The organism is Roseateles sp., assembly GCF_046300915.1.
In the GTDB taxonomy this organism is placed as follows: Bacteria; Pseudomonadota; Gammaproteobacteria; order Burkholderiales; family Burkholderiaceae_C; genus Kinneretia.
The window spans coordinates 1-24,208 of record NZ_JBKCLH010000075.1 but is presented as its reverse complement, the minus strand read 5'-3'; the positions used below and the strand labels follow the sequence as shown (position 1 = coordinate 24,208).

16 protein-coding genes and 1 pseudogene are annotated in these 24,208 nt (G+C 66.4%); 8 read left to right on the top strand and 9 right to left on the bottom strand.

From position 1 onward, the window contains the following. Positions 1 to 576, top strand: a 576-nt coding sequence (locus ACK5F2_RS05845) for a YitT family protein (protein ID WP_409863445.1), incomplete at its 5' end; no start/stop codon positions are given. Here the strand turns inward: ACK5F2_RS05845 and fdhD are convergent. The 5 genes from fdhD to cphA (ACK5F2_RS05820) all read right to left on the bottom strand — a co-directional run bounded on the left by fdhD (position 561) and on the right by cphA (ACK5F2_RS05820) (position 8,949). Next, complete coding sequence (fdhD, locus tag ACK5F2_RS05840; protein ID WP_409863442.1) at positions 561 to 1,415, bottom strand: formate dehydrogenase accessory sulfurtransferase FdhD; 855 nt, start codon at positions 1,413 to 1,415, stop codon at positions 561 to 563. The two genes, ACK5F2_RS05845 and fdhD, sit on opposite strands and share 16 nt — an antisense overlap. 2 nt (positions 1,416 to 1,417) lie before the next feature. Beyond that, a complete protein-coding gene (locus ACK5F2_RS05835; RefSeq protein WP_409863441.1) occupies positions 1,418 to 1,726 on the bottom strand; it encodes a hypothetical protein in 309 nt (102 codons plus the stop codon). Then, positions 1,716 to 4,070 carry an FdhF/YdeP family oxidoreductase gene (locus ACK5F2_RS05830; protein ID WP_409863440.1) on the bottom strand — a complete coding sequence of 785 codons (2,355 nt, stop codon included), beginning with the start codon at positions 4,068 to 4,070 and terminating at the stop codon, positions 1,716 to 1,718. The genes ACK5F2_RS05835 and ACK5F2_RS05830 overlap by 11 nt, the downstream gene beginning before the upstream one ends. 92 nt (positions 4,071 to 4,162) lie before the next feature. Then, positions 4,163 to 6,745 carry a cyanophycin synthetase gene (gene cphA, locus ACK5F2_RS05825; protein WP_409863437.1) on the bottom strand — a complete coding sequence of 861 codons (2,583 nt, stop codon included), beginning with the start codon at positions 6,743 to 6,745 and terminating at the stop codon, positions 4,163 to 4,165. Positions 6,746 to 6,777: 32 nt separating this feature from the next. Beyond that, entirely contained in the window at positions 6,778 to 8,949 is a 2,172-nt protein-coding gene (cphA, locus tag ACK5F2_RS05820; RefSeq protein ID WP_409863436.1) for a cyanophycin synthetase, read from the bottom strand. A gap of 182 nt (positions 8,950 to 9,131) precedes the next feature. On the opposite strand from cphA (ACK5F2_RS05820), the pseudogene ACK5F2_RS05815 reads away from it, so the two are divergent. Beyond that, a pseudogene (locus tag ACK5F2_RS05815) lies at positions 9,132 to 11,426 on the top strand (ABC transporter ATP-binding protein). Further along, positions 11,426 to 11,914: a DUF1854 domain-containing protein gene (locus ACK5F2_RS05810; protein WP_409863435.1), complete on the top strand. Its 489-nt coding sequence runs from the start codon at positions 11,426 to 11,428 to the stop codon at positions 11,912 to 11,914. The pseudogene ACK5F2_RS05815 and the gene ACK5F2_RS05810 overlap by 1 nt, the downstream one beginning before the upstream one ends. Here the strand turns inward: ACK5F2_RS05810 and ACK5F2_RS05805 are convergent, their stop codons facing one another. Next, complete coding sequence (locus ACK5F2_RS05805) at positions 11,915 to 12,334, bottom strand: PACE efflux transporter (RefSeq protein WP_409863433.1); 420 nt, start codon at positions 12,332 to 12,334, stop codon at positions 11,915 to 11,917. A 111-nt stretch (positions 12,335 to 12,445) separates the two neighbouring features. Between ACK5F2_RS05805 and ACK5F2_RS05800 the strand changes: the two genes are divergently transcribed. Beyond that, on the top strand, positions 12,446 to 13,327 hold the full coding sequence (locus tag ACK5F2_RS05800; RefSeq protein WP_409863431.1) for a LysR family transcriptional regulator: 882 nt from the start codon (positions 12,446 to 12,448) through the stop codon (positions 13,325 to 13,327). Here ACK5F2_RS05800 and ACK5F2_RS05795 read toward each other — a convergent pair. Further along, positions 13,293 to 14,327 carry a TerC family protein gene (locus ACK5F2_RS05795; protein ID WP_409863430.1) on the bottom strand — a complete coding sequence of 345 codons (1,035 nt, stop codon included), beginning with the start codon at positions 14,325 to 14,327 and terminating at the stop codon, positions 13,293 to 13,295. The two genes, ACK5F2_RS05800 and ACK5F2_RS05795, sit on opposite strands and share 35 nt — an antisense overlap. 254 nt (positions 14,328 to 14,581) lie before the next feature. Between ACK5F2_RS05795 and ACK5F2_RS05790 the strand changes: the two genes are divergently transcribed. From ACK5F2_RS05790 to ACK5F2_RS05775, 4 genes are read left to right on the top strand one after another with little or no spacing between them, the layout of a single operon-like run. Further along, positions 14,582 to 15,760 carry an isovaleryl-CoA dehydrogenase gene (locus ACK5F2_RS05790; RefSeq protein ID WP_409863428.1) on the top strand — a complete coding sequence of 393 codons (1,179 nt, stop codon included), beginning with the start codon at positions 14,582 to 14,584 and terminating at the stop codon, positions 15,758 to 15,760. Positions 15,761 to 15,808: 48 nt separating this feature from the next. Then, positions 15,809 to 16,468 carry a carbonate dehydratase gene (gene can / locus ACK5F2_RS05785; RefSeq protein WP_409863427.1) on the top strand — a complete coding sequence of 220 codons (660 nt, stop codon included), beginning with the start codon at positions 15,809 to 15,811 and terminating at the stop codon, positions 16,466 to 16,468. 29 nt (positions 16,469 to 16,497) lie between these two features. Then, a complete protein-coding gene (aceK, locus tag ACK5F2_RS05780; RefSeq protein WP_409863426.1) occupies positions 16,498 to 18,282 on the top strand; it encodes a bifunctional isocitrate dehydrogenase kinase/phosphatase in 1,785 nt (594 codons plus the stop codon). Between the two features lie 17 nt (positions 18,283 to 18,299). Beyond that, positions 18,300 to 19,481, top strand: a complete 1,182-nt coding sequence (locus ACK5F2_RS05775) for an acetyl-CoA C-acyltransferase (RefSeq protein ID WP_409863424.1) — start codon at positions 18,300 to 18,302, stop codon at positions 19,479 to 19,481. A gap of 153 nt (positions 19,482 to 19,634) precedes the next feature. Here the strand turns inward: ACK5F2_RS05775 and ACK5F2_RS05770 are convergent, their stop codons facing one another. Together ACK5F2_RS05770 and ACK5F2_RS05765 are read right to left on the bottom strand one after the other, a co-directional pair. Next, on the bottom strand, positions 19,635 to 19,958 hold the full coding sequence (locus ACK5F2_RS05770) for a hypothetical protein (protein WP_409863422.1): 324 nt from the start codon (positions 19,956 to 19,958) through the stop codon (positions 19,635 to 19,637). A 237-nt stretch (positions 19,959 to 20,195) separates the two neighbouring features. Then, positions 20,196 to 24,080, bottom strand: a complete 3,885-nt coding sequence (locus ACK5F2_RS05765) for a hypothetical protein (RefSeq protein ID WP_409863421.1) — start codon at positions 24,078 to 24,080, stop codon at positions 20,196 to 20,198. Positions 24,081 to 24,208 lie beyond the last annotated feature (128 nt).

The following is a 24,208-nucleotide window of genomic DNA, read 5'->3' as shown; positions in this document are numbered from 1 at the left end:
CTCCTGGATGACTTGCAGGCGGGCTTTACCGCCATGCTGCTGCTCTCCCTGGGCCTGACCCTGCTGGGCAGCGCCGGCCTGGTCAGCGGTGGCGCACCGGGCCTGGCCTTTTTGCTGGCCTATGCCAGCGGCCTGCCCCTGGGCCTGTCCCTGGTGCTGGTGAACCTGCCCTTTTATGTGCTGGGCTGGCAGATGCTGGGCCCCCGCATCACCCTGCGCAGTCTGGCGGCCGTCATCTGTCTGGCGCTGGCGGTGGAGCTGGCCCGCTCCCTGATCAAGATCCAGGTGGACACTGCTTTTGCGGCCCTGGCCGGCGGCGTGCTGCTGGGTACCGGCCTGCTGGTCATGTTCCGTCATGGCGCCAGCCTGGGCGGGGTGGGCCTGCTGGCCATCTACTTGCACCGGCGCCGTGGCTGGTCGGTGGGCTGGGTCCAGCTGGGCCTGGACCTGCTGATCCTGCTGATGTCCCTGCGCCTGCTGGACTGGGCCCAGCTGGGCTGGTCGGTGCTGGCCGCCATGGCCCTCAACGCCGTGCTGGCCTGGAACCACAAGCCCGGGCGCTATCTGGCGGGCTGAGCCTGGGCCGGCGCGCCGGCATAGAAGGTTGCACGACCCTCGCGCACAAAGCCGGCCAGGGCCAGGCCGGCCGCCTGGGCCTGGCGTATGGCCAGATGGGTGGGGGCGGAGACGGCGGCCAGCAGGCCGATGCCGGCCTGGGCGGTCTTCTGCACCATCTCGAAGCTGGCGCGGCTGGTGACGGCCACAAAGCCGGCCTGCGGCTCATGACCGGGCTGGCGGGCCAGGGCGCCGACCAGCTTGTCCAGGGCGTTGTGGCGGCCCACGTCCTCGCGCACCAGTTGCAGGGCGCCATCGGTGTTGCACCAGGCCGCGGCGTGCACGCCGCCGCTGCGGCGCTGCAGGGGCTGGGCCTGGGCCAGTTCGCGCATGGCGCGGGCCAGGGCCTCCAGGCTCACGGCCGGGGGGCTGACCCGCTGCGCCAGGGGGCGGAAGACCTGGTCCAGGCTGTCGGTGCCGCACAGGCCGCAGCCGGTGCGGCCGGCCAGGCTGCGGCGCCGCTCCTTGAGCCGCATCTCGCAGCGCGCGGTCACGGTCAGGCGCAGGGTCAGGCCCTGGCACTGGGGCTGCAGCTCCAGGTCCAGCAGATCGGCGGGCGAGTCCAGCAGGCCCTCGCTGAGCGCGAAGCCCAGGGCGAAGTCTTCCAGGTCCAGAGGCGTGGCCAGCATCACGGCGTGCGAGAGGCCGTTGAACTCCAGGGCCACGGGCACTTCCTCGGCCACCCATTCGCCGGCGGCGGCATCGGCCTCGCGGCCGCCCGCGCCCAGGCGCAGCGGGTGCACCTCCACCACGGCGGCCGGCAGGGCCTGCTCGGATGTGTCCAGCTCGATGCGCTTCATGGTCAGACGCTCTTTTCCAAAGGCTCGGGTTCTCCGCGGCCGGCGGCCGTGATCCAGGCGCGCCAGCGGCCCGCATCGTCGCACACCAGGCGCACCCAACCCGGGCCGGCCTGCTCGCCCAGCCTGGCCTCGCTCATCAAGGTGTAGAGGCGCAGCAGCACGCTGACCCGCAGGCCCAGGCGCTTGGCCAGGCGGGGCAGGGATACGCCCTGGCCCAGGTCCAGCTCGGCCAGGGCGCGCAGCACGGCCTCGGCCAGGGCCTCGGGACTCTCGGGGCTCGGGGCGGTGTGGGCGCCGTGCTCAGGCCTCATGCGCGGCAGTGTCCTCCACGCTGCGGGCCTGGGCCAGGGGCGGGTCCTGGGGACGCAGGCTCAGCAGCACGGGGATGGACTTGGAGGTGGGCGTGCCCGCGCCGATGGCCACGCTGTGCAGGGGCACCAGGGCATTGGTCTCGGGGAAGTAGCTGGCCAGGCAGCCGCGCGGGATGTCGTACTCGATCAGCACGAACTTCTCGGCGCGGCGCTGCTGGCCGTCGGACCAGAGGCTGGTGATGTCCACCCAGTCGCCGGCCTTCATGCCAATGGCCTTGAGGTCCTCGCGGTGGATGAAGACCACGCGGCGATGGCCCCAGACGCCGCGGTAGCGGTCGTCCATGCCGTAGATGGTGGTGTTGTACTGGTCGTGCGAGCGCACGGTGGCCAGGGTGAAGACGACCGCGTCCCGTGCCTGACGCTGGGCCTGGCGCAGCGGCGTGTCGCTGGGCAGCTTGAAGGGGATGAAGTTGGCCTTGCCCGTGGGCGTGGTCCAGACCCGCTCCGAGGGCGTGTTGCGCAGGCGGAAGCCGCCGGGCTGGCGCACGCGCTCGTTGAAGTCGTGGAAGTCGGGCAGCACGGCGGCGATCTTGTCGCGGATGCGCGCATAGTCTTCCACCAGCCAGAGCCAGGGCGTCTTGCTGCGGCCCATGAGCGTGGCGGCGGCCAGGCGCGCCACGATCATGGGCTCGGAGAGCAGGTGCTCGGAGGCCGGTGCGTTCATGCCGCTGGACAGGTGCACCATGCTCATGGAGTCTTCCACCGTGATGCTCTGCGGGCCGCTGGCCTGCAGGTCGATCTCGGTGCGGCCCAGGCAGGGCAGGACCAGGGCCTGGCGGCCATGGATGGTGTGGCTGCGGTTGAACTTGGTCGTGACGTGCACGGTCAGCTCGCACATGCGCAGCGCGCGCCAGGTGGCGGCGGTGTCGGGCGTGGCGGCCGCGAAATTGCCGCCCAGGGCGAAGAAGACCTTGCCCCGGCCGTCCAGCATGGCCTGGATGGCTTCCACCGTGCCGTAACCGTGCTTGCGCGGCGGCTCGAAGCCGAAGACCTCGCCCAGCTTGTCCAGGAAGGCGGCCGGGGGCTTCTCGTAGATGCCCATGCTGCGGTCGCCCTGCACATTGCTGTGGCCGCGCACCGGGCAGGCCCCGGCGCCGGGGCGGCCCAGATTGCCGCGCAGCATCAGGAGGCCGGCGATCTGCTGGATGGTGGCCACCGAGTGCTGGTGCTGGGTGATGCCCATGCCCCAGCAGATGATGCTGCTCTTGGCCTGGGCATAGAGATCGGCGGCGGCAAAGAGCTGCTCGCGGCTGAGGCCCGAGGCCTCGATCAGGTCTTCCCAGCGCTCGGCGCGCAGATCGGCCTCGTACTCGGCAAAGCCCTGGGTGTGCTCGGCGATGAAGTCCATATCCAGCACGCGCGGCTGGCCGGCGGCGCGCGCGGCATCGTCCAGCTCCAGCAGGCGCTTGGCCATGGCCTTGACGGCGGCCAGATCGCCACCGATGCGCAGCTGGAAGTAATGGGTGGAGATGGGCGTAGAGCCCAGCGTGGCCATCTCCAGCTTGTCCTGCGGGTCGGCAAAGCGCTCCAGACCGCGCTCGCGCAGCGGGTTGAAGCTGACGATGCGGGCGCCGCGCTTGGACGCGGCGCGCAGCTCACCCAGCATGCGCGGATGGTTGGTGCCGGGGTTCTGGCCGAAGATGAAGATGGCCTCGGCCTGCTCGAAGTCGTCCAGCGTGACCGTGCCCTTGCCGATGCCTATGGTGGGCTTCAGCCCCTGGCCACTGGGCTCGTGGCACATGTTCGAGCAGTCGGGGAAGTTGTTGGTGCCGAACTCGCGCACGAAGAGCTGGTACAGGAAGGCCGCTTCGTTGCTGGCCCGGCCCGAGGTGTAGAAGATGGCCTCGTCCGGCGTGGCCAGGGCATTGAGCTGGGCGGCGATCAGCGCGAAGGCCTGGTCCCAGGCAATGGGCTGGTAGCGGTCGCTGGCCGCGTCGTAGACCAGGGGATGGGTGATGCGGCCCAGATTCTCGAGGTAGAAGTCGCTCTGCTCGGCCAGCCAGGACACGGTGTGCGCGCCCAGCAGCTCGGGCGTGGCACGGTGGGCCGTGGCCTCGGCGGCCACGGCCTTGGCGCCGTTCTCGCAGAACTCGAAGGTGGAGCGGTGGTCGCGGTCAGGCCAGGCGCAGCCGGGGCAGTCAAAGCCGTCGGCCTGGTTGGCGGACAGCAGGGTCTTGGCGCCCTTGAGCGCGATGCCCTGGGCCTGCAGATGCTGGGCCACGCTCTTCAGCGCGCCCCAGCCGCCGGCCGGGCCCTTGTAGAAATGGATCTTCTGGTCGCTCATGATGGGCGCGCCCGGGCATCAGGCCTTGCGCGCCCCGGCATGCTAACCCCAGGCCCGGGCGTCTGCAGGCAGCGGCCCGGCCCGGCGCGGTCTCAGCCGCCCGCGATGCGCTGGCTCAGATGTGCCAGCGCTTCTTCCACCTGGTCCACCAGGACCAGGCAGAGATCGCCCGGCTGCAGACGCTCCAGGGCGCGGTCGATGGCCGCGAACTCGCCGCGGATCTCTTCCACATGGCTGGTGCGGCTGGCACCTTCCAGACCCTGGCGCAGCAGGGCCAGCACCTCGCCGTCCTCGCGGCCGCGCTGGCAGGCGTCCTGGAACAGCAGCACCTCGTCAAAGGCGGCGCCCAGGATGCGGGTCTGGATGCGGATGTCCTCGTCGCGACGGTCACCCGCGCCCGAGATCACCACCGAGCGGCGCTTGGCCGGCATGACCTCCACCGCCTGCACCAGGGCGCGCATGGCGTCGCCGTTGTGGCCGTAGTCGGCCACCACGGTGGCGCCGCGGTAGTCCATCACATTGAAGCGGCCCGGCACATTGTCGGCATCGTTGCTGAAGCTGGCCACGCCGCGGCGGATGGTGTCCCAGTCGAGGCCCACGCCCCAGCCGGCGGCCACCGAGGCCATGGCGTTCTCCACCTGGAAGGGGATGCTGCCGCCGCGGGTGAAGGGAATGTCGCGCAGCGGGATGGTCTCGCGCCAGCTGCCCTGAGCGGCCACCAGCTGGTCGCCGTCCACATAGACGCAGCGCTTGCCCTGGGAGCGGTGGGCCGCCATCAGCGGATGGTGGCGGTCGGCGGCGAAGAAGATGATCTGGCCGGGGCAGACCGCGGCCATATTCGCCACCACCGGGTCGGCGGCATTGAGCACGGCGTAGCCGCTGGGGGCCACGTTCTGCACGATGACGCGCTTGACCAGGGCCAGCTCTTCCACGGTGTTGAGGAAGTTCATGCCCAGGTGGTCGCCCTCGCCCAGATTGGTGACCACGGCCACCTGGCAGCGGTCAAAGCCCAGACCCTCGCGCAGGATGCCGCCGCGCGCGGTCTCGAACACCGCGGCCTCCACATCAGGGTGCATCAGCACATTGCGGGCGCTCTTGGGGCCCGAGCAGTCGCCGCTGTCGATCTGGCGGCCGTCCACATAGACGCCATCGGTATTGGTCATGCCCACCTTTAGGCCGCAGGTGGCGAACAGGTGCGCGATCAGGCGCGAGGTCGTGGTCTTGCCATTGGTGCCGGTGACGGCCACCACGGGGATGCGACCGTCCTCGCTCTTGTGGCCGCTGCCGTAGAGGTGGCCGATGATGGCCTCGCCCACAGTGCGGCCCTGGCCGTAGCTGGGCGAGAGGTGCATGCGCAGGCCCGGCGCGGCATTGACCTCGACGATGCCGCCGCTCACCTCTTCGAGCGGGCGCATCACGCTTTCGGCCACCACGTCCACGCCGCAGACATGCAGGCCCACGACCTGGGCCGCGGCAATGGCGCGCGCGGCCACATCGGGATGCACATCGTCGGTCACATCGGTGGCGGTGCCGCCGGTGGAGAGATTGGCGTTGTTGCGCAGGATCACGCGGCGGCCCTTCTCGGGCACGTCCGAGGGGGTCAGGCCTTGCATCGCCAGACGCGCCACCGCGATATCGTCGAAGCGGATCTTGGTGAGGGAGGTGGCGTGGCCGTCACCGCGCTTGGGGTCGGCATTGACCTTGTCCACCAGCTGCTTGACGGTGAGCTCGCCGTCGCCGATCACATGCGGCGGGTCGCGGCGGGCGGCGGCCACCAGCTTGTCGCCCACCACCAGCAGGCGATAGTCGCTGCCGGGCAGGAACTTCTCGACCATGACCTGGCCGATCTCGGCCGCGGCCTTGTAGGCCACTTCCATATGCTCGCGCGAGGCCACATTGACCGTCACGCCCTTGCCCTGGTTGCCGTCCTGGGGCTTGACCACCACGGGCAGGCCCACTTCCAGGGCGGCTTCCCAGGCGTCGTCCACGGTGTCCACCGGGCGGCCGATGGGCACGGGCACGCCGGCCGACTGCAGCAGGCGCTTGGTCAGGTCCTTGTCCTGGGCGATGGATTCGGAGACGGCGCTGGTGTTGTCCACCTCGGCGGCCCAGATGCGGCGCTGCTTGGCGCCCCAGCCGAACTGCACTAGGCTGCCCTGGGTCAGGCGACGGTAAGGCACGCCGCGGGCCACGGCGGCGTCCACGATGGAGCCGGTGGAGGGACCCAGGCGCACATCCTCGTCCAGCTCGCGCAGGCTGGCGAGGGTGGCGTCGATGTCGAAGCTGCCGCCCTCGCTCAGGGCGGCACGCAGCAGCTCCACCGCGGCCTCGAAGGCCTGGCGCCCCACGTCTTCCTCGCTGTACTCGACCAGCACCTGATAAGTGCCGGCCTCGCTGGTGACATGGGTGTGGCTGAAGGTGACCGGGCAGCCGGCCTGGGCCTGCAGGGCCAGGGCGGCCTGCTCCAGCACATGGGCCAGGGAGACCGGCAGGCGCTGGGCGCTGGCCGGACGCAGGGCGCCGATGCCCGGGAAGAGGGCGCGCAGCCGACTCTCGAAGCCGGGCATCTCGGCGATATTGAGCTCATTGGCCTGGCAGCTGACCACGGCCTCGATCGCCGTGTGGCGGCTCCACATATTGGGACCGCGCAGGGCTCGGATGCGGGAGACTTCCATGATGTTGTTTCTTCTTGGCGGGTGGCGTCGTTTCAGTCCTGCAGGGGCTGGAAGGTGTCCAGGCCGGCGGAGATGAGCTCGGGCGGAATGTTCAGGGCCCAGGCGGTGGCCACGGCGGCCAGCACGGTCTCGGCGTTCAGGCCGCTGACGCCGGCCGCGGCGTAGCGGGCCAGCACGGTGTCGACCTGGGCGCCGGGCATCTCGGAGCTGCCCTGGGCCAGCATGGCCATGCCGCCTTGCAGGAAGACGGCGCGGCCGCCCTTCTCGCGGTGGGCGGACAGCAGGGACGGGTCGGCGGCGTAGAACAGCACCTCGCCATCGGAGAGCTCGGCCATCTCGACCAGAGCCGGCACGGCGGCATTGAGCACGGCCACGCCCTCGGGCAGGACCACGTCCACCTGGGTACGCAGCACCTTGTAGAGCTGCTCCTCGCTGCGGATGTCGTGCGCATCCAGCTGGCCCAGACCGCCCATATCGGTGACCACGCCGACCAGGCAGCGGTCATAGGCCAGGCCGTCGCTGAGGATGGCGTTGGCGCCGTTCTCGGCCACCACGGCGTCCACGCCGCGGTTCATCAGCAGGCGGTGGGCGGGGGCCCAGCCGGCGCTGTTCTTCTTCTCGACGCGGCGGTTACCCAGGAACAGGCCCTCGCCGCAGGCCAGGCCCACGGCGCGGCCGTTCAGGTGCAGCAGCCAGGCCACCAGGCGTGCCACCTGGGCGCTGCCCTGGTAACCGGCGATGCCGACGATGGGGATGCGGCCGCTCTCGTCCGCGGCAAACAGATGGTCGATGATGGCCTGGCCCACCGGGCGGGGCATGCCCTCGGCGGGCTTGAGGTGCATCAGCAGGCCCGGGCCGGCATTGACCTCGACGACGGCGCCACCGGTCTCGCTCAGGGGCTTGGAGATGTCGGAGCACACCAGGTCGATGCCGGCAATGTCCAGCCCCACGGTGCGGGCGGCCAGGGACACGGCATGGGCCACATCGGGGTGGACCAGATCGGTGCAGTCATTCGAGGAGGTGCCGGTGCGCTGCACCATCACGCGCTGGCCGGCCGGGGGCACGGACTCGGGCGGGAAGCCCTGGCGCTGCAGGTCCAGCGCGATCACGGGCTCGTCCTCCAGCACGATCAGACTGAGCGGAAATTCCTCCGCCACGCCGCGGCGCGGATCGGTGTTGAGCTGCAGATCGATCAGCTGGCGCACGCTGTGCTGGCCGTCTCCGGTGATCCAGAACTCCTCGCCACGCGCGGCCGCCACCAGCTGGCCGCCCACCACCAGCAGGCGGTGCTCGACGCCGGGGATGAAGCGCTCCACCAGCACCTCGGAGCCTTCCTTCTCGGCCACGTCGAAGGCGGCCAGGATGTCTTCCTTCTTGCGCAGGTCCAGGGTCACGCCGCGGGCATGGTTGCCGTCGCTGGGCTTGACCACCACGGGCAGGCCGATGTCCTGGGCGGCTTCCCAGGCCTGCTCGGCCGTTTCCACGGCCTGACCCTCGGGCACGGGCACGCCCACGGCCTTGAGCAGGGTCTTGGTCAGGTCCTTGTCGCCGGCAATGCTCTCGGCGATGGCGCTGGTCATGTCTGTCTCGGCGGTCCAGATCCGGCGCTGGCGGGCGCCATAGCCCAGCTGCACCAGATTGCCCTCGTTGAGCCGGATGTGCGGAATGCGGCGGTCGGTGGCCGCACCCACGATGGCCGCGGTGGAGGGGCCCAGATAGCAGGCGTCCACCTTGTCGCGCAGCCGGGTGACGGCGGCGGCCACATCGAAGGGCTGGTCATTGATGGTGGCCATCAGCAGGGCGTGAGCCTCGGCCAGGGCGGCGCGGGCCACCTGCTCGTCGCGGGCCCGGAAGACCATGCGGTAGACGCCGTGCTGGCTGGTCGAGCGGGTCTGGCCGAAGCCGGTGGGCATGCCCGAGAGATTGAGCAGCTCGATGACGATGTGCTCCAGCACATGGCCCATCCAGGTGCCGCCTTCCAGGCGCTGCAGAAAGCCCCCGCGCTCGCCCACGCCGCAGTGGTGCTCGATCAGGGCCGGCAGGCGCTCGGTCAGCCGGGCGTTGAAGCCGGGCAGGGTGTTGGAGGGGTGATCCTCCAGCTTGCCGAGGTCCAGCCAGGTTTCCAGCACCGGGCGGTAGGTCCACATATTGGGTCCGCGCAGGTAGTTGATGCGCAACAGCTTGATGTCTTCGTGTCTGCTCATGGAGGGGAGGGCAGGTTTTTCGGCAATAAGCCGACATTGTGCGCGTTCTGGCGCAAGGTCTGTAGACGGGGCTCGAAGCGACTGTTTCACCGGTCGGGCCGGGATGGGCGAAAATCGCGGCCCGGCAGGGATCCCAAGGAACTCGGCCGCCGGCCCAGGCCCTCATCACAGAACAAACAACAATGCAGCATCACGATTCCGATCAAGCGCCAGACCAGCATCCGCAACTGGCGACGGCCCTGGGACGCCTGGCGAAAGACGAGAACGTGCTGGGCAGCCTGGAGGTTGACCTGGACTCGCAGCTGCGTTTCGGCCGCGGCCTCTTGGTGCTCACCCGCCAGCGCCTGCTGGCCTATGACCCGGCCGGGGGCGGCAGCTGGCAGGAATGGGCTTTGCACCCCGGGCTGCAGCTGCGCATGTCGGACCATGCCGGCCTGGGCTGCCTGGAGCTGCAGGACGAGCAGCAGCGTCTGGCCCTGTGGCGCTTCACCCTGCAGATCAATCTGCAGGTGCAGCGCTTCCAGGAGTTGTTCGAGAAGCGCGACGAACCCGCCCAGGCCGGCGCCGAGGAGCAGGAGTTCTGCCCCAGCTGCAAGGCGCCCCTGCCCCCGCGCAGCGAGGAGGGCGACGATGAATGCCCCACCTGCGCCCGCGAGCTGCACACCCCGCCTTCCACCTGGGTGCTGCTGCGCCTGGGGCGCTTTGCCAAGCCCTACCAGGGCCAGCTCTTGCTGGGCTTCTTGCTGATGCTGGGGGCCACCGGCGCCACCCTGGTGCCGCCCTATCTGACCCTGCCCCTGATGGACAATGTGCTGATCCCCTTCCAGAACGGGCAGCAGATCGACCCCTGGCTGGTGGGCCTGTACCTAAGCGGCCTGCTGGGCGCAGCCCTGCTGTCCTGGGTGCTGGGCTGGGCCAAGACCTATATCCTGGCCCTGGTGTCCGAGCGCATCGCCGCTGATTTGCGCACCGCCACCTTCGAGCACCTGCTGAGCCTCTCGCTGGAGTATTTCGGCTCCAAGCGCACCGGCGACCTGATGGCGCGCATCGGCTCGGAGACCGACCGCATCAGCGTCTTCCTGTCCCTGCATGCCCTGGACTTCATCACCGATGTGCTGATGCTGGTGATGACCTCCATCATCCTCTTCTCCATCAACCCCTGGCTGGCCCTGGCCACCCTGCTGCCCCTGCCCTTCATCGCCTGGATGATCCACATGGTGCGGGATCGCCTGCGCACCGGCTTCGAGAAGATCGACCGGGTCTGGGGCGAGGTCACCAGCGTGCTGGCCGACACCATTCCGGGCATCCGCGTGGTCAAGGCCTTTGCCCAGGAAAAGCGCGAGGCCACGCGATTCCGCGAGGCCAACAAGCACAATCTGGCGGTCAACGACAAGCTCAACAAGACCTGGAGCCTGTTCACCCCCACGGTGGCCCTGCTCACCGAGATCGGCCTGCTGGTGGTCTGGGCCTTCGGCATCTGGCTGGTGGCCGGCGGCAATATCACGGTGGGCGTGCTCACCGCCTTCATCGCCTACATCGGCCGCTTCTACGGCCGCCTGGACTCGATGAGCCGCATCGTCTCGGTGACGCAAAAGGCCGCCGCCGGCGCCAAGCGCATCTTCGACATCCTGGACCACCAGAGCAATGTGCCCGAGCCCGCCAATCCGGTGAAGCTGGACAAGGTGCAGGGCGGCCTGCAGCTGCAGGACATTGGTTTTCGCTACGGCAACCGCGCGGTGATCCGCGGCCTCAGCCTGGACATCCGGCCCGGCGAGATGATCGGCTTGGTGGGCCACAGCGGCTCGGGCAAGAGCACCCTGGTGAACCTGATCTGCCGCTTCTCCGACGTGACCGAAGGTTCCATCCGCATCGACGGTACCGATCTGCGCCGCATCGGCGTCTCGGACTTCCGCCGCCACATCGGCCTGGTGCTGCAGGAGCCCTTCCTCTTCTTCGGCACCATTGCCGAGAACATCGCCTACGGCAAGCCGGACGCCACGCGCGAGGAGATCGTGGCCGCGGCCCGCGCCGCCCATGCGCACGAGTTCATCCTGCGCCTGCCCCATGGTTACGACTCCCTGGTGGGTGAGCGCGGCTAGGGCCTCTCGGGCGGTGAGCGTCAGCGCATCTCCATCGCCCGCGCCCTGCTGATTGATCCGCGCCTGCTGATCCTGGACGAGGCCACCTCGGCCGTGGACACCGAGACCGAGAAGGAAATCCAGAAGGCCCTGGACAACCTCGTGAAGGGCCGCACCACCATCGCCATCGCCCACCGCCTGTCCACCCTGCGCAAGGCCGACCGCCTGGTAGTGATGGACCGCGGCCAGATCGTCGAGGTGGGTCCGCACGAGGAGCTGATGGCCAAGCAGGGCGCCTACTGGCGGCTCTACGAGGCCCAGGCCCGCCGCGTCGATGCCGAGGAGGAAATGCCCCTGCTGCCGCCCAATCTGAATGCCCATACGGCGGAGGTCGCCTGATGTCTGCTGTGTTGTCTACTGCCAGCCCTTACCGCAGCCTGCTGCGTAATGCCTTTGGTCGCCTGATCCTGGTCGATGCGGAGGGCCGCGAGCACGAGGGCGTGACGCCCGTGCGCGCCCACCCCATCAGCGCCCCGGACGAGGGCATCTCCCTGGTCGGGGTCGATGGCCATGAGCTGGTCTGGATCGCCCGGCTCTCGGAGCTGCCGCCCGCCGACCGTGAGCTGCTGGAGAGCGAGTTCGCGGTGCGCGAGTTCATGCCCGAGGTGCGCGCCATCCTGGAAGTCACCACCTTCTCCACGCCCAGCCAGTGGACCGTGGACACCGAGCGCGGCGCCGCCCGCTTCATCCTCAAGAGCGAAGAGGACATCCGCCGCCTGGGCGAGGGCCGGCTGCTGATCACCAGCAGTCATGGCCTGCAGTTCATCGTGCCGGACCGTTTTGCGCTGGACCGTGCCTCCAAGCGCATCCTGGAGCGCTTTCTGTAATCAGGCCGCCGAGGCCGGCAGGCCGAAGAGACGGTCGAAAGCCAGGTTGAACACAAAGGTGTAGACCAGGAAAAACACGATCAGGCCGACGTCCAGCAGCAGGGCCTGCCACAGGCTGATGTCCAGCCACCAGGCGAAGAGCGGCACCAGCATCACGACCAGGCCGCCCTCGAAGCCCACGGCATGGGCCACACGGCGGCGCAGGTTGCGGCCGCGCGTGGCTTGCCGGGCCTCCCAGGCCTCGAAGAGATGGGTGTAGACCAGGTTCCAGACCAGGGCAATGGCCGAGGAGGCCACGGCTGCGATGCCCGCATGGCCCGGCGAGCTGCCGGCCAGCAGGGTCAGGCCGGCGCTGGTGAGCGCCACCGCGAAGAGCTCGTACAGAGAGACATAAACCAGCTTGCGCTTCAGACCTTGCATGGGGCGTGGGGCGGTACGAGACCGTCTTGAACTGCGTATGCCCGGCATCGTAGGCAGAGTTCTCTGATAGCCAAAGTCGACAGTTGTCAGTTTTTCTGACAAATTGCACCCATGGCTTTGAACAGCGATCAGCTCCAGCTCTTTCTGGCCGTGTTGGACCAGGGCTCCTTCTCGGCCGCGGCGCGCGCCCTGGGGCGTGTGCCCTCGGCCGTGAGCATGGCCGTGGCCCAGATGGAGGCGGAGCTGGACCTGCAGCTCTTCGAGCGCAGCACCCGCGAGCTGCGGCCCACCGAGGTGGCGCGGGCCCTGGAGCCCCAGGCCCGCCAGCTGCTGGGCCAGCTAGGCCGGCTGCAGGCCCATGCCCTGGCCCTGCACCAGGGGCTGGAGCGGCACCTGACCCTGGCCATTGCGCCCGAGCTGCTGGCCGTGCCCTGGGCCGAGGCCCTGGCCGCCCTGGCCCAGGAGTTTCCGGGCCTGGAGGTGGAGCTGCGCAGCGCGCCTCAGGCCGAGGTGCTGCGCCTGCTGCATGCCGGCAGCGTGGACCTGGCCCTGGTCTTCGAGCGGGTGGGCTTTGACGAGCGCGAGAGCTTCGAGGAGCTGGGCAGCGAGCTGCTGCGCGCGGTGATCGCGCCGCGTCACCCCCTGGCCGGCCAGTCTTTGCGTCAGGAGCAGTGGGCCGAGCTGCGTCAGGTCGTGGTGGCGCGGGGCGAGGCGGCGGCCGAGGACCCGCGGCTGCTGATCTCGCGCCAGGTCTGGCGCACCGACAGCCATCTGGCCAGCCTCAGCCTGGTGCAGGCCGGGCTGGGCTGGGCCTTTCTGCCGCAGCGCCTGGTGGCGCCCCTGCTGGCCAGCGGCCAGCTGCTGCTGGTGGAGCTGGAGAACATGAGCAATGAGCTGCGGCTGTGGGTGGATGTGGTCTGGCGTCACGACCGCCCCCTGGGCCTGGGGGCGCGTCGCTTCATTGAGCTGATGCGTCGCCAGGTCGGCCGCTGATCACGCCCGCCGGGCCGGCCTGCTTGGGGTCTTCACGCGTCTTCCACAGCGAGATGATCACGCCACCCGCGATCAGCAGACCGGTCACCGAGAGGCTGATCGAGGGCGGGATCTTGCCGATGATGTTCACCAGGAAGATCTTGGAGCCGATGAAGACCAGCACCAGGGCCAGGGCGTACTTCAGGTAGCGGAAGCGGTGGATCATGGCCGCCAGTGCGAAGTACAGGGCGCGCAGACCCAGGATGGCGAAGATGTTGCTCGTGTAGACGATGAAGGGGTCGGTGGTGATCGCGAAGATCGCCGGCACCGAGTCCACGGCGAAGACCAGGTCGGCAAACTCCACCAGGCACAGGGCCAGGAAGAGCGGGGTGGCCCAGACCACGGGGCGGCCATGCTCGGGGTGGGGCGCCTTCACGAAGAAGGCCCGGCCATGCAGCTGGGGCGTCACGCGCATCAGGCGGCGCAGCAGCTTGAGGATGCCGTTGTTCTCCAGATCGGTGGCCTCTTCCTTGGCCAGCAGCATCTTCACGCCCGTCAACACCAGGAAGGCGCCGAAGAGGTAGAGCACCCAGCTGAACTCGCTGACCAGGGCGGCGCCCAGGCCGATCATGATGGCGCGCATCACGATCACGCCCAGAATGCCCCAGAACAGCACCCGGTGCTGCAACTCGCGCGGCACGGCGAAATAGCCAAAGATCAGCGCGATCACGAAGACGTTGTCCATCGAGAGCGATTTCTCGATCACGAAGCCCGTCAGGTACTCCATGCCGCTCTGCGCGCCCAGATGCCACCAGACCCAGGCGCCGAAGATCAGGGCCACGCTGATGTAGCCGGCCGACAGCCACAGGCTCTCGCGGATGCCGATCTCCCGCTCCTTGCGGTGCAGCACGCCCAGGTCCAGGGCCAGCAAGGTGGTGACGATGCCCAGAAACATCAGCCACAGCCACATGGCATGGCCCAGGAAGGGGGTTTGCAGGCTTTCGAGCAGCGGTGTGAGCATGGTCGACTCTTGAGGTTTGTGTGGAGCCGCAAGCCTAGGGTGGGTGCCTGAGCGCTCCCAGAAGGCTGGGGCGCAGCCGAGCTTCGGAAAAACGGCAGCGAGCGCGGCCGCGGCCCGCTCATGGCCGGGAAGCTCTGGTTAGAATTGACGTTTACGTAAACGTAAGTCAAACCTCATAAGTCGACAGGGCATCGCGCCATGCCTAGCATGCGGCAGCGCTGTTCCGGATCGATCCTCAGCACCAGGAGACATGCATGAACCTGCCCGGCCTGAACTTCCAACTCGGTGAAGACATCGACGCCCTGCGCGATGCGGTGCGCGAGTTCGCGCAAGCCGAGATCGCCCCGCGTGCGGCCGAGATCGACCACAAGGACCAGTTCCCCATGGACCTGTGGCGCAAGATGGGCGAGCTGGGCGTGCTGGGCATCACCGTGGGTGAGGAGTACGGCGGCGCCAATATGGGCTACCTCGCCCATATGGTGGCCATGGAGGAGATCAGCCGCGCCAGCGCCTCGGTGGGCCTGAGCTACGGCGCGCACAGCAATCTGTGCGTGAACCAGATCAAGCGCAATGGCAACGAGGCCCAGCGCGCCAAGTACCTGCCCAAGCTGATCAGCGGCGAGCATGTGGGCGCCCTGGCCATGAGCGAGCCGGGCGCGGGCTCGGACGTGATCAGCATGAAGCTGCGCGCCGAGGACAAGGGCGGCTACTACCTGCTCAACGGCAGCAAGATGTGGATCACCAACGGCCCCGACGCCGACACCCTGGTGGTCTATGCCAAGACCGAGCCCGAGCTGGGCGCGCGCGGCGTGACCGCCTTCCTGATCGAGAAGGGCATGCCCGGCTTCAGCATCGCGCAGAAGCTGGACAAGCTGGGCATGCGCGGCAGCCACACCGGCGAGCTGGTGTTCCAGAACGTGGAGGTGCCGGCCGAGAACGTGCTGGGCGGCCTGAACATGGGCGCCAAGGTGCTGATGTCGGGCCTGGACTATGAGCGCGCCGTGCTCACCGGCGGCCCGCTGGGCATCATGCAGAGCGTGATGGACAACATCATTCCCTACATCCACGACCGCAAGCAGTTCGGCCAGAGCATCGGCGAGTTCCAGCTGATCCAGGGCAAGGTGGCGGATATGTACACCGTGCTGCAGGCCGCCCGCAGCTTTGCCTACACCGTGGCCAAGAACCTGGACATGCTGGGCACCGAGCATGTGCGTCAGGTGCGCAAGGACTGCGCCTCGGTCATTCTCTGGACGGCCGAGAAGGCCACCTGGATGGCCGGCGAGGGCATCCAGATCTTTGGCGGCAATGGCTATATCAACGAGTACCCGCTGGGCCGCCTGTGGCGCGATGCCAAGCTCTACGAGATTGGCGCCGGCACCTCCGAGATCCGCCGCATGCTGATCGGCCGCGAGCTTTTTGCGGAGACTCTGTAATCGGCCCAACGGAGGTGGCCCCCTTTTGTGCACTGCGACAATGACCGCATGAGCACCGAACTCCAAGAGTTGCTGGACAGCAACCGGCAATGGGCCGCCGAGACCGAGACGCGCGAGCCCGGCTTTTTCTCGCGTCTGCTCAAGCAGCAGACGCCCCAGTACCTCTGGATCGGCTGTGCCGACAGCCGCGTGCCGGCCAATGAGCTGGTGAACCTGCTGCCGGGCGAGCTCTTCGTGCATCGCAATGTGGCCAATGTGGTGGTGCACTCGGACCTGAACTGCCTCTCGGTCATGCAGTTCGCCGTGGACCAGCTCAAGGTGCGGCACATCATCGTCGTGGGCCACAGCAACTGCGGCGGCGTGAAGGCCGCGCTGATGGACAGCCGCGTGGGCCTGGTGGACAACTGGCTGCGCCATGTGCAGGACGTGCGGCATCTGCACCAGGACTGGCTGGACGGCCTGCCGGCCGAGCAGCGCGTGAATGCGCTGTGCGAGCTCAATGTGCTGGAGCAGGCCCGCAACGCCTGCCACACCACCGTGGTGCGCGATGCCTGGACCCGCGGCCAGGAGGTGGTGGTGCATGGCTGGGTCTACGGCCTGCACAACGGCCTGCTGGAAGACCTGCAGATCACCGCCGACCGCGCCGAGTCGGTGGACCCGGCCTACCGGCGCGCCCTGGCGCGCGTCAAGCAGCGCTACGCGCATTAGGCGCCGGCAGCCCGCTGGCGACCCACCCCATGTTCCCGCAGAAGCTCACCGACCCGCGCGCCTTCGAGATCGCCCAGGCGCTGCTGGGGGGCTTCAACCGTCATTACCGGCTCTTCCGCGCCACCACGGCCGCCGCCAAGCAGCGCTTCGAGGCGGCCGACTGGCCCGGCCAGCAGCGCGCGCAGCGCGAGCGCATCGAGTTCTACGAGCAGCGTGTGGACGAGGCGGTGCAGCTGCTAGAGCAGCGCTACCAGGCGGGCGAGCTGCCCATGGACGTGTGGCAGCAGGTCAAGCTGCACTACATCGGCCTGCTCACCAACCATCTGCAGCCCGAGCTGGCCGAGACCTTTTTCAACTCGGTCAGCACCCGCATCCTGCACCACGGCTACTTCCGCAACGACTTCATCTTCGTGCGGCCGGCCATCTCCACCGAGTACATCGAGAACCTGGAGCCCGCCGCCCAGCCCACCTACCGCGCCTACTACCCCAGCCCCGAGACACTGCGCGAGACCCTGATGCGCATCATCTGGAACTTCCAGCTGGAGCGCGAGTTCAGCGATCTGGGCCGCGATGTGGACCTGGTGCTGGAGGCCGTGCAGCGCCAGCTGGGCGACTTTCGCTGGCGCACCAATTTCCAGATCCAGGTCCTGTCCAGCCTGTTCTACCGCAACAAGGGCGCCTATGTGGTGGGCAAGATCATCAACGGCTTTCACGAGACGCCGTTCGCCCTGCCGATCCTGCATGACGAGCCGGCGCCGGGCCGCCTGCACATCGACACCGCCCTCTTCGGCGAGGACGATCTGCTCCTGCTCTTCAGCTTTGCGCACGCCTACTTCATGGTGGACATGGATGTGCCCAGCGCTTACGTGCAGTTCCTGCGCACCCTGATGCCGCGCAAGCCCCGGGCCGAGATCTATTCCGCCCTGGGCCTGCACAAGCATGGCAAGAATCTTTTCTATCGCGACTTCTTGCAGCACCTGCGGCACTCCTCCGACAAGTTCCGCATCGCGCCTGGCATCAAGGGCCTGGTGATGCTGGTCTTTGACCTGCCCAGCTACCCCTTTGTCTTCAAGCTCATCAAGGACTTCTTCCCCGCGCAGAAGGAGCACACCACGCGCGAGCTGGTGCAGGGCAAGTACCAGCTGGTCAAGCACCACGACCGCGTGGGCCGCATGGCGGACACGCTGGAGTACAGCAATGTGGCCTTCCCGCGCTGGCGTTTTGACGAGGCCCTGATCAAGGAGCTCAAGCACTTCTGCGGCAGCCTGATCGAGGAGCGCGGCGATGACCTGATCGTTATTCGCCACCTCTACATCGAGCGCCGCATGGTGCCGCTCAATCTCTATCTGCAAGAGGCCAGCCCGGCCCAGCTGCGCCACGCGGTGATCGAGTACGGCCAGGCCATCAAGGACCTGGTGGCCGCCAACATCTTTCCCGGCGACATGCTGTGGAAGAACTTCGGCATCACCCGCCACGGCAAGGTCGTGTTCTACGACTACGACGAGATCGAGTACCTCAGCGACTGCCAGTTCCGCGCCGTGCCCGCCCCGCGCACCGAAGAGGAAGAGCTCTCCGGCGAGGTCTGGTGGCAGGTCGGGCCGCGCGATGTCTTCCCCGAGACCTTTGCGCCCTTTCTGCTGGGCCATCCCGGCGTGCGCGAGGTCTTCATGCAGCACCATGCCGAGCTGCTGGACCCCGCCTTCTGGCAGGCCCAGCAGGCCCGCATCCGCGCGGGCTATGTGCACGACGTGTTTCCCTACGAGGCGCACAAGCGCTTTGTCCACCGCCTGAATTCAACCCCCCCCAAGCCGTGATCAAGAAGGAGTCTTTCATGTCTGCTGATCCCATCGTCATCGTCTCTGCCGCCCGCACCCCCATCGGCGGCCTGCTCGGCGACTTCGCCGGTCTCTCCGCCTGGGAGCTGGGCGCCGTGGCCATCAAGGCCGCCGTGGAGCGCGCCGGCGTGCCCGGCGACGCCATTCAGGAAGCCTTCATGGGCAACTGCCTGATGGCCGGCCAGGGCCAGGCCCCCGCCCGCCAGGCCGTGCTCAAGGCCGGTCTGCCCCTGTCGGTGGGCGCGGTCACGCTGTCCAAGATGTGCGGCGCCGGCATGCGCGCCGTCATGTTCGCCCACGACACGCTGAAGGCCGAAAGCGCCGACATCCTGATCGCCGGCGGCATGGAGAGCATGACCAATGCGCCCCACCTGATGTTCGCGCGCAAGGGCGTGAAGTACGGCGCCACCCAGATGTACGACCACATGGCCCTGGACGGCCTGGAAGACGCCTACGAGCGCGGCAAGGCCATGGGCGTGTTTGCCGAGCAGTGCGTCAGCAAGTACAGCTTTACCCGCGAAGCCCAGGACGCCTTTGCCATCGCCTCCACCGAGCGCAGCAAGAAGGCCAATGAAGACGGCAGCTTCGACTGGGAAATCGCCCCCGTCACCCTGGCCGGCAAGGGCGGTGATGTCGTCATCAGCCGCGACGAGCAGCCCTTCAAAGCCAAGCTCGACAAGATCCCCGGCCTGAAGCCCGCCTTCAAGAAGGACGGCACCATCACCGCCGCCACCTCCAGCTCCATCAGCGACGGCGCCGCCGCCCTGGTGCTGATGCGCGAAAGCCATGCCGCCAAGCTGGGCCTCACGCCCGTGGCCCGCATCGTGGGCACCGCGGTGCACGCCAATGCGCCCGAGTGGTTCACCACCGCCCCGGTAGGCGCCATCCAGAAGCTGCTGGCCAAGAACGGCTGGGACGCCAAGAGCGTGGACCTCTGGGAGGTGACCGAAGCCTTTGCTGCCGTCACCATGGCCGCCATGGCGGAGTTCAAGCTGCCCCACGAGATCGTCAACGTCAACGGCGGCGCGGTGGCCCTGGGCCACCCCATCGGCGCCTCCGGCGCCCGCATCCTGGTGACGCTGCTGGGCGCGCTCAAGAAGCGCGGCGGCAAGCGCGGCGTGGCGGCGCTGTGCATCGGCGGTGGCGAGGCCACGGCGGTGGGCGTGGAACTGATCTGATGTGTTGCTGCGGCGGCTCGTGAGGGCTGCCGGTGAGGAGGGCTGGGCGAGGAAAGCTCAGCGCCTCTTGATGAAAAGGAAGCCAGCTGCCTGGGAGGGAAGCTGGCTTCCTTGTTTTCATGCTACTTGTCGCAGGCAATGTGGCCTTGTAAATCAATTACGTGTCCGCGTCTGATCCGATTGCACTTCTTCCCGGATTCGTCTGAGTTCCTCGAGAAATTGATCGCCAGAGATTGCTGCTTTGTCGATGGAGGAGGTCAAACTTCTATGAATGAGGCGGTGCTCAATACACCTTTCCAGGAATTTCATGTCTTTCTGTACGTTTTTTAGGCATTCCTTGATTTCCCCAATTTCATATGGTGAGGCCGTTTGCAGTTGCGCTAGGAGGTCCCTTTCTTGCCGTCCAGCAGCCTCAAGTGCCGCCTCGTACTTGAGCAAAGAAATTGCCCCGGTTTTACTGGGATTTTCGAAATTCATAGCAATAGTTGGATTTCTTAGGGCTCAGTTGCGGCGAGATTTGCGCGTGTTTTGGGAGTGGTTGAGCAGCATGGGCGCAGCGAGATGATGAATGTTGATTGTGGGTTGCAAATGGACCCGCACCTGCTGAAGTGATAGCTTTGAGACGGTGATGCAGACCGGCGCCGAGCTGTCCTCTGTCTGCGGCGTGAGTCCGCTCAGCGCCAGCAAGCTGTAGGACGCACACAAGGACTATGACTACACGATCCTCGAGTCTCTGGCCGACCACTGCATGAACGATCTGTGGACATGTGATTGATCCTCGTAGACACGTTGCCTAGCCGGATTAGCACGCACATCGTCTCCGTCCATCTTGTCCAACCAATCACGCTCCCCCCAGTTGCACCAAACAAGCACTTGGCGTGTCTCGGCGAGGTATTGCCGCAGCAAGTCTGCCCGGACGTAGAGCAGCGAGTGCCGGTCGCCCTTCCAGCCATCGCCGGCCTCACGGTAAAGCGTGCCGGGTTGCCCGGCCGTATCGACGAAGTCAATCTCGCGGTTGCGGCAAGAGAGACCAAGGCGCTGGATGAGGCTTGGCGCTGGCAGGCTGAAACCGGAGAAGGTGTTGTGCACGGAGTGATAGGACTCCCAGGCGAATTTCATTGAAGGCAACTCAATCCGGACACCGGGCACAAGGCGTCTAAGCGGGATGTCGAATTCGCGCGGAATCTCCTCGTTCAGCTCTACGCCAGTGTTGGCCATCGAGGCAATCCTTATAGTCAGCGAGCGCCGCTGCGGTGGCCCCGGGTCTTCCACGTACTCGTCGAATGCACGCTGTGTCTGCCGGCGGTACCTACCATTGGCTTGATACAGGAAGTGTCCATACCTGCTTCGATGACCTGGCTCTGCGCCATAAACATAATGCTCTGACGCTGGTTCCGGAATCCGATCACTGCCCTGAAAGGCTGTGCCGCCGTACTTGCGTCGTAGGGCCTCAACATCTTTCCGACGTACAAACGCTCCGCGCAAAAAAACCCACAACTGCCGGTCGGTGGCTTGGTCTTCGCCATTGACGTAGCCGTCGAGGAGCACCCAATCGCCCTGGTGGCCATTGATCTCAGGAACTACAAGCAGTGATCGCCAGTCTGGCGTATAGCCGCTGGCCACCCATTCCTCGGTGGATGCTCTTGGCTCGCCAAACAAATCAGGCATCGGCGGCGACCAGTCGGGCGGACGCTTTGGGAATGTCGGGTCGACACCGCAGTCTGACGTCCGTTGGTTCTGTTTCCAGTCGGGGAGCTTCCCCTGCGCATCCCGCTCGCCCCACATCTCGAAGTAGGCGATCCAGGAATACTTCTTTCCGTACCGGTCGACCTTGTGCTCGTCTCTTGAGTTCCAAGAGTTCCAGCCGAGGTCGTGCTCGACATCCTTGAACAGCTCTTCCCTATAGCCAAGGTCGAACATGCGCCGCTCAATCATTGAGCGCACGCGAACGTACTCCGGGTGTTTGTGATCGTAGTTCGCCCGCTTGGGAATCAGCCTGCCGATGGTGTAGTTGCCGAAGTCCATCTGTATGGCGTGCCCGATTGCCTCCGTAACTGCAGCATCGGGCTTGCCGTTGCCTGCAAAGGATGACCGGATGCTCGGAAATGGTCGGCCGAGATGATGCGCTGATGTCTTCGGCAGCTTTACGCAGCCAGCGCGCTGGGCGACTTCGATGATGCCCAGCGCATGGTCCCGCATGAGGGTGTGGTGCGTGCCGTGCCTTGCGCGGGGCGCGAACATCTGACGGTACAGCATCAAGGCGAGGCCGCCGAGATGATCCTTGAAGTCCGGCACCTTGTCCGAATCGACCAATGACAAAGTCGTGCCATACGCCGCTGCCAGCATGCGTTCTGGAACGTAGGGATCGTTGAATTCCAAGGCTACCAGTGTGTGCGCGAACAGTACGTCCGGGAAGCGCTCGCCAATGAGGACCAGTGCTTTGGTGACCAAGTCGCGGTCCCGGCGGACAACGGTCGTGAGGACCAAGGAGAGAAGCGCGACGAGTTCGGCGGCTGAAGCGCGGCTCATGTTTGCGACGTCGAGCTTCTCTGCCCAAGTCAGCAGTCGCTGTATGGTCGGTGATGCATACCGCCTTCGCAGGTACTCAGACCATCGCAGATCGCGGTTGGCCATCGGATACTGTGCGAGGTACCGGTAGAGGCGATTGGCGTGGAATGGGTGGTTAGGCTTTGTTGAGACGGCTGCCAACGCATCTATGACCCGGTCCCACGATTCCCCGCTGGCAGCCAGGTACTTGTTTAGGGCGGCGACTGTTCCTTCCGTGAACGCTTTGGGATTGCGCCAGAAGAGCCCCTCGATGAACGGTTCGAAATAGGCGGCCCAATCCTGCGCCGACTTTGGCAGCGCGAAAAACAACTCCCGCTCCTTGGGCGGCAGCTTGCCAGCCCTTTCAGCGAACTCCGTGATGAGAGCCTGGGCCCAGCCCGGCTCTTCGTACTGGCCGTAGTACCTCTTGGACAGGCGGAATATCCGAGCGAGAGGCGACTCGCCGGTGAAACTCTGCTTGATGGTCTCGGCGGATGTCGTATTGAGGTAGGCGCTCAGCAAATGTCTCGCGACAAGGTGGTCGCTGAAGCGCTGGTAGGGGAGCCTGAAGACCACTCGCGTCTTGTGCTCGCCGGTCTTGGTTGAGTACCAAATGGCGTCTTCTTCGATCAGGCCGTTCGTGCGCATGGCCTCAAGGAGCTGCCGGCGCTTAGAGGGGCGCATCGCCGGGTAGCTCGCTGCTACGACCCTGTCTGCCTCGGAGGGAAGCAGATAGCCTCGCAGTTTCGCTGCCATGCAAGGCGCAAAGCCAGCGACATGTTGATCGGCGAACTGATCGTCGCCTTTCAGCAAGAGCCAGCAACCTTTGCTCTTCAAGCCGAACTCGCTCTCGATTGCCGCACCGATCCGTTTGACAAACGCTTCCAGTACGAATGTCATGCCACGCTGTCCCGATGCGATGCCGGCAAATCCCTTTTCCTTCTTTGAATCTGTCAGTTCTTGAAGCGACTGACAGATGAGCTTTAGCGTGAGCGGGCGAGAAAACTCGCGGTCCAACAGTGGGACCTCTGGAAGCGGCAATTGGTAGTGCTGGAAGAAGGCAGCCTGAGCATCAAACTCTTGGTCGTCGAAGCCGTAGTGCTGCAGCCGTTGGAACTTGGGAAGGTCTGCTTTGGCGATCGCAATCGGCTCAAACGGCGTTCGGCACGACACGACTAGCCCAATATTCGTGTGTGCGGCTGCGAGGGATAGCAGTGCGGTAACAGCTTGACGCCACTCCTTGCGACGCCCTTCGTTGACGCCATCGACGATCACAAGCGCACGTTCAGCAGCGTTCCCCGCCGCTTCATTCAGCAATGCGAACTGATCTTCCAACGAGATGCCGGCAGCCATTTGAGCGCTAATGTCTGCTAGCACGTCCCCCTGGAAGTTCTTGGCGAGCACCAGAATGGTGGGCGCCGCGCGTCCAAGGCGGTCAGTCGTGACATCGCAAAGCAAGTGCGTCTTGCCAGTGCCCCATTCGCCGGCGAGTAGTAGGCTCGGGCGGTACAACAGCTGGAAGGAAGAGCTGCCAGCGTAATTGAGCTCGTTGCGAACCACGCTCAAGCAAGTGTCAATCGACTGAATGTGTCCGCGGATGGTGTTGCGCGTCGAAGAGTAGCTCCCATCATCGGGGCCTAACTTTGCTTCCTCTGCCCGCCAGCGTGCACCGTCCTTGAGCAGCAACGATTCAATACCGGACAGATGCGACGACCAGGCCTCTACCGCGGCGGTGTCCTGCGAATGCAACCTGCTCATCAGCGATGGGATGAACGCGGCCATGGCTGCCGTAAGCGACTCGATTTCCGCGGCTCGCTGACTACTGCTCTTGGCGCGCTTCCATCCCTCAGAGAACTTCTCTAGGACTGCGTCGAATCGGGCGCGGGCAGCCGCACCGCAAGCTACGTTGTCCAGGGCGGTCGACAACGCTGCAATCTTGAGGTTTGGCGCATCTGGTTCGATGCCAGGTGTGTATCGTTGTCCGGCCTGCTGAATCTGCCGCCTAGATAAGCTGTTCGCGGCGGCGATGAAGGATGCTGCGTCGAGAGGCATTGCGGAACTGTAGACCAGCTGCCTTGCGAACGACCTTCAAGATGTCGCAGCGAGACTCGCCGCTATAGGTCCTCTGACTTGCAGTGACGAAAGCGACCAGCCGCGCTCGCTGCAGCGAATGGCTATGT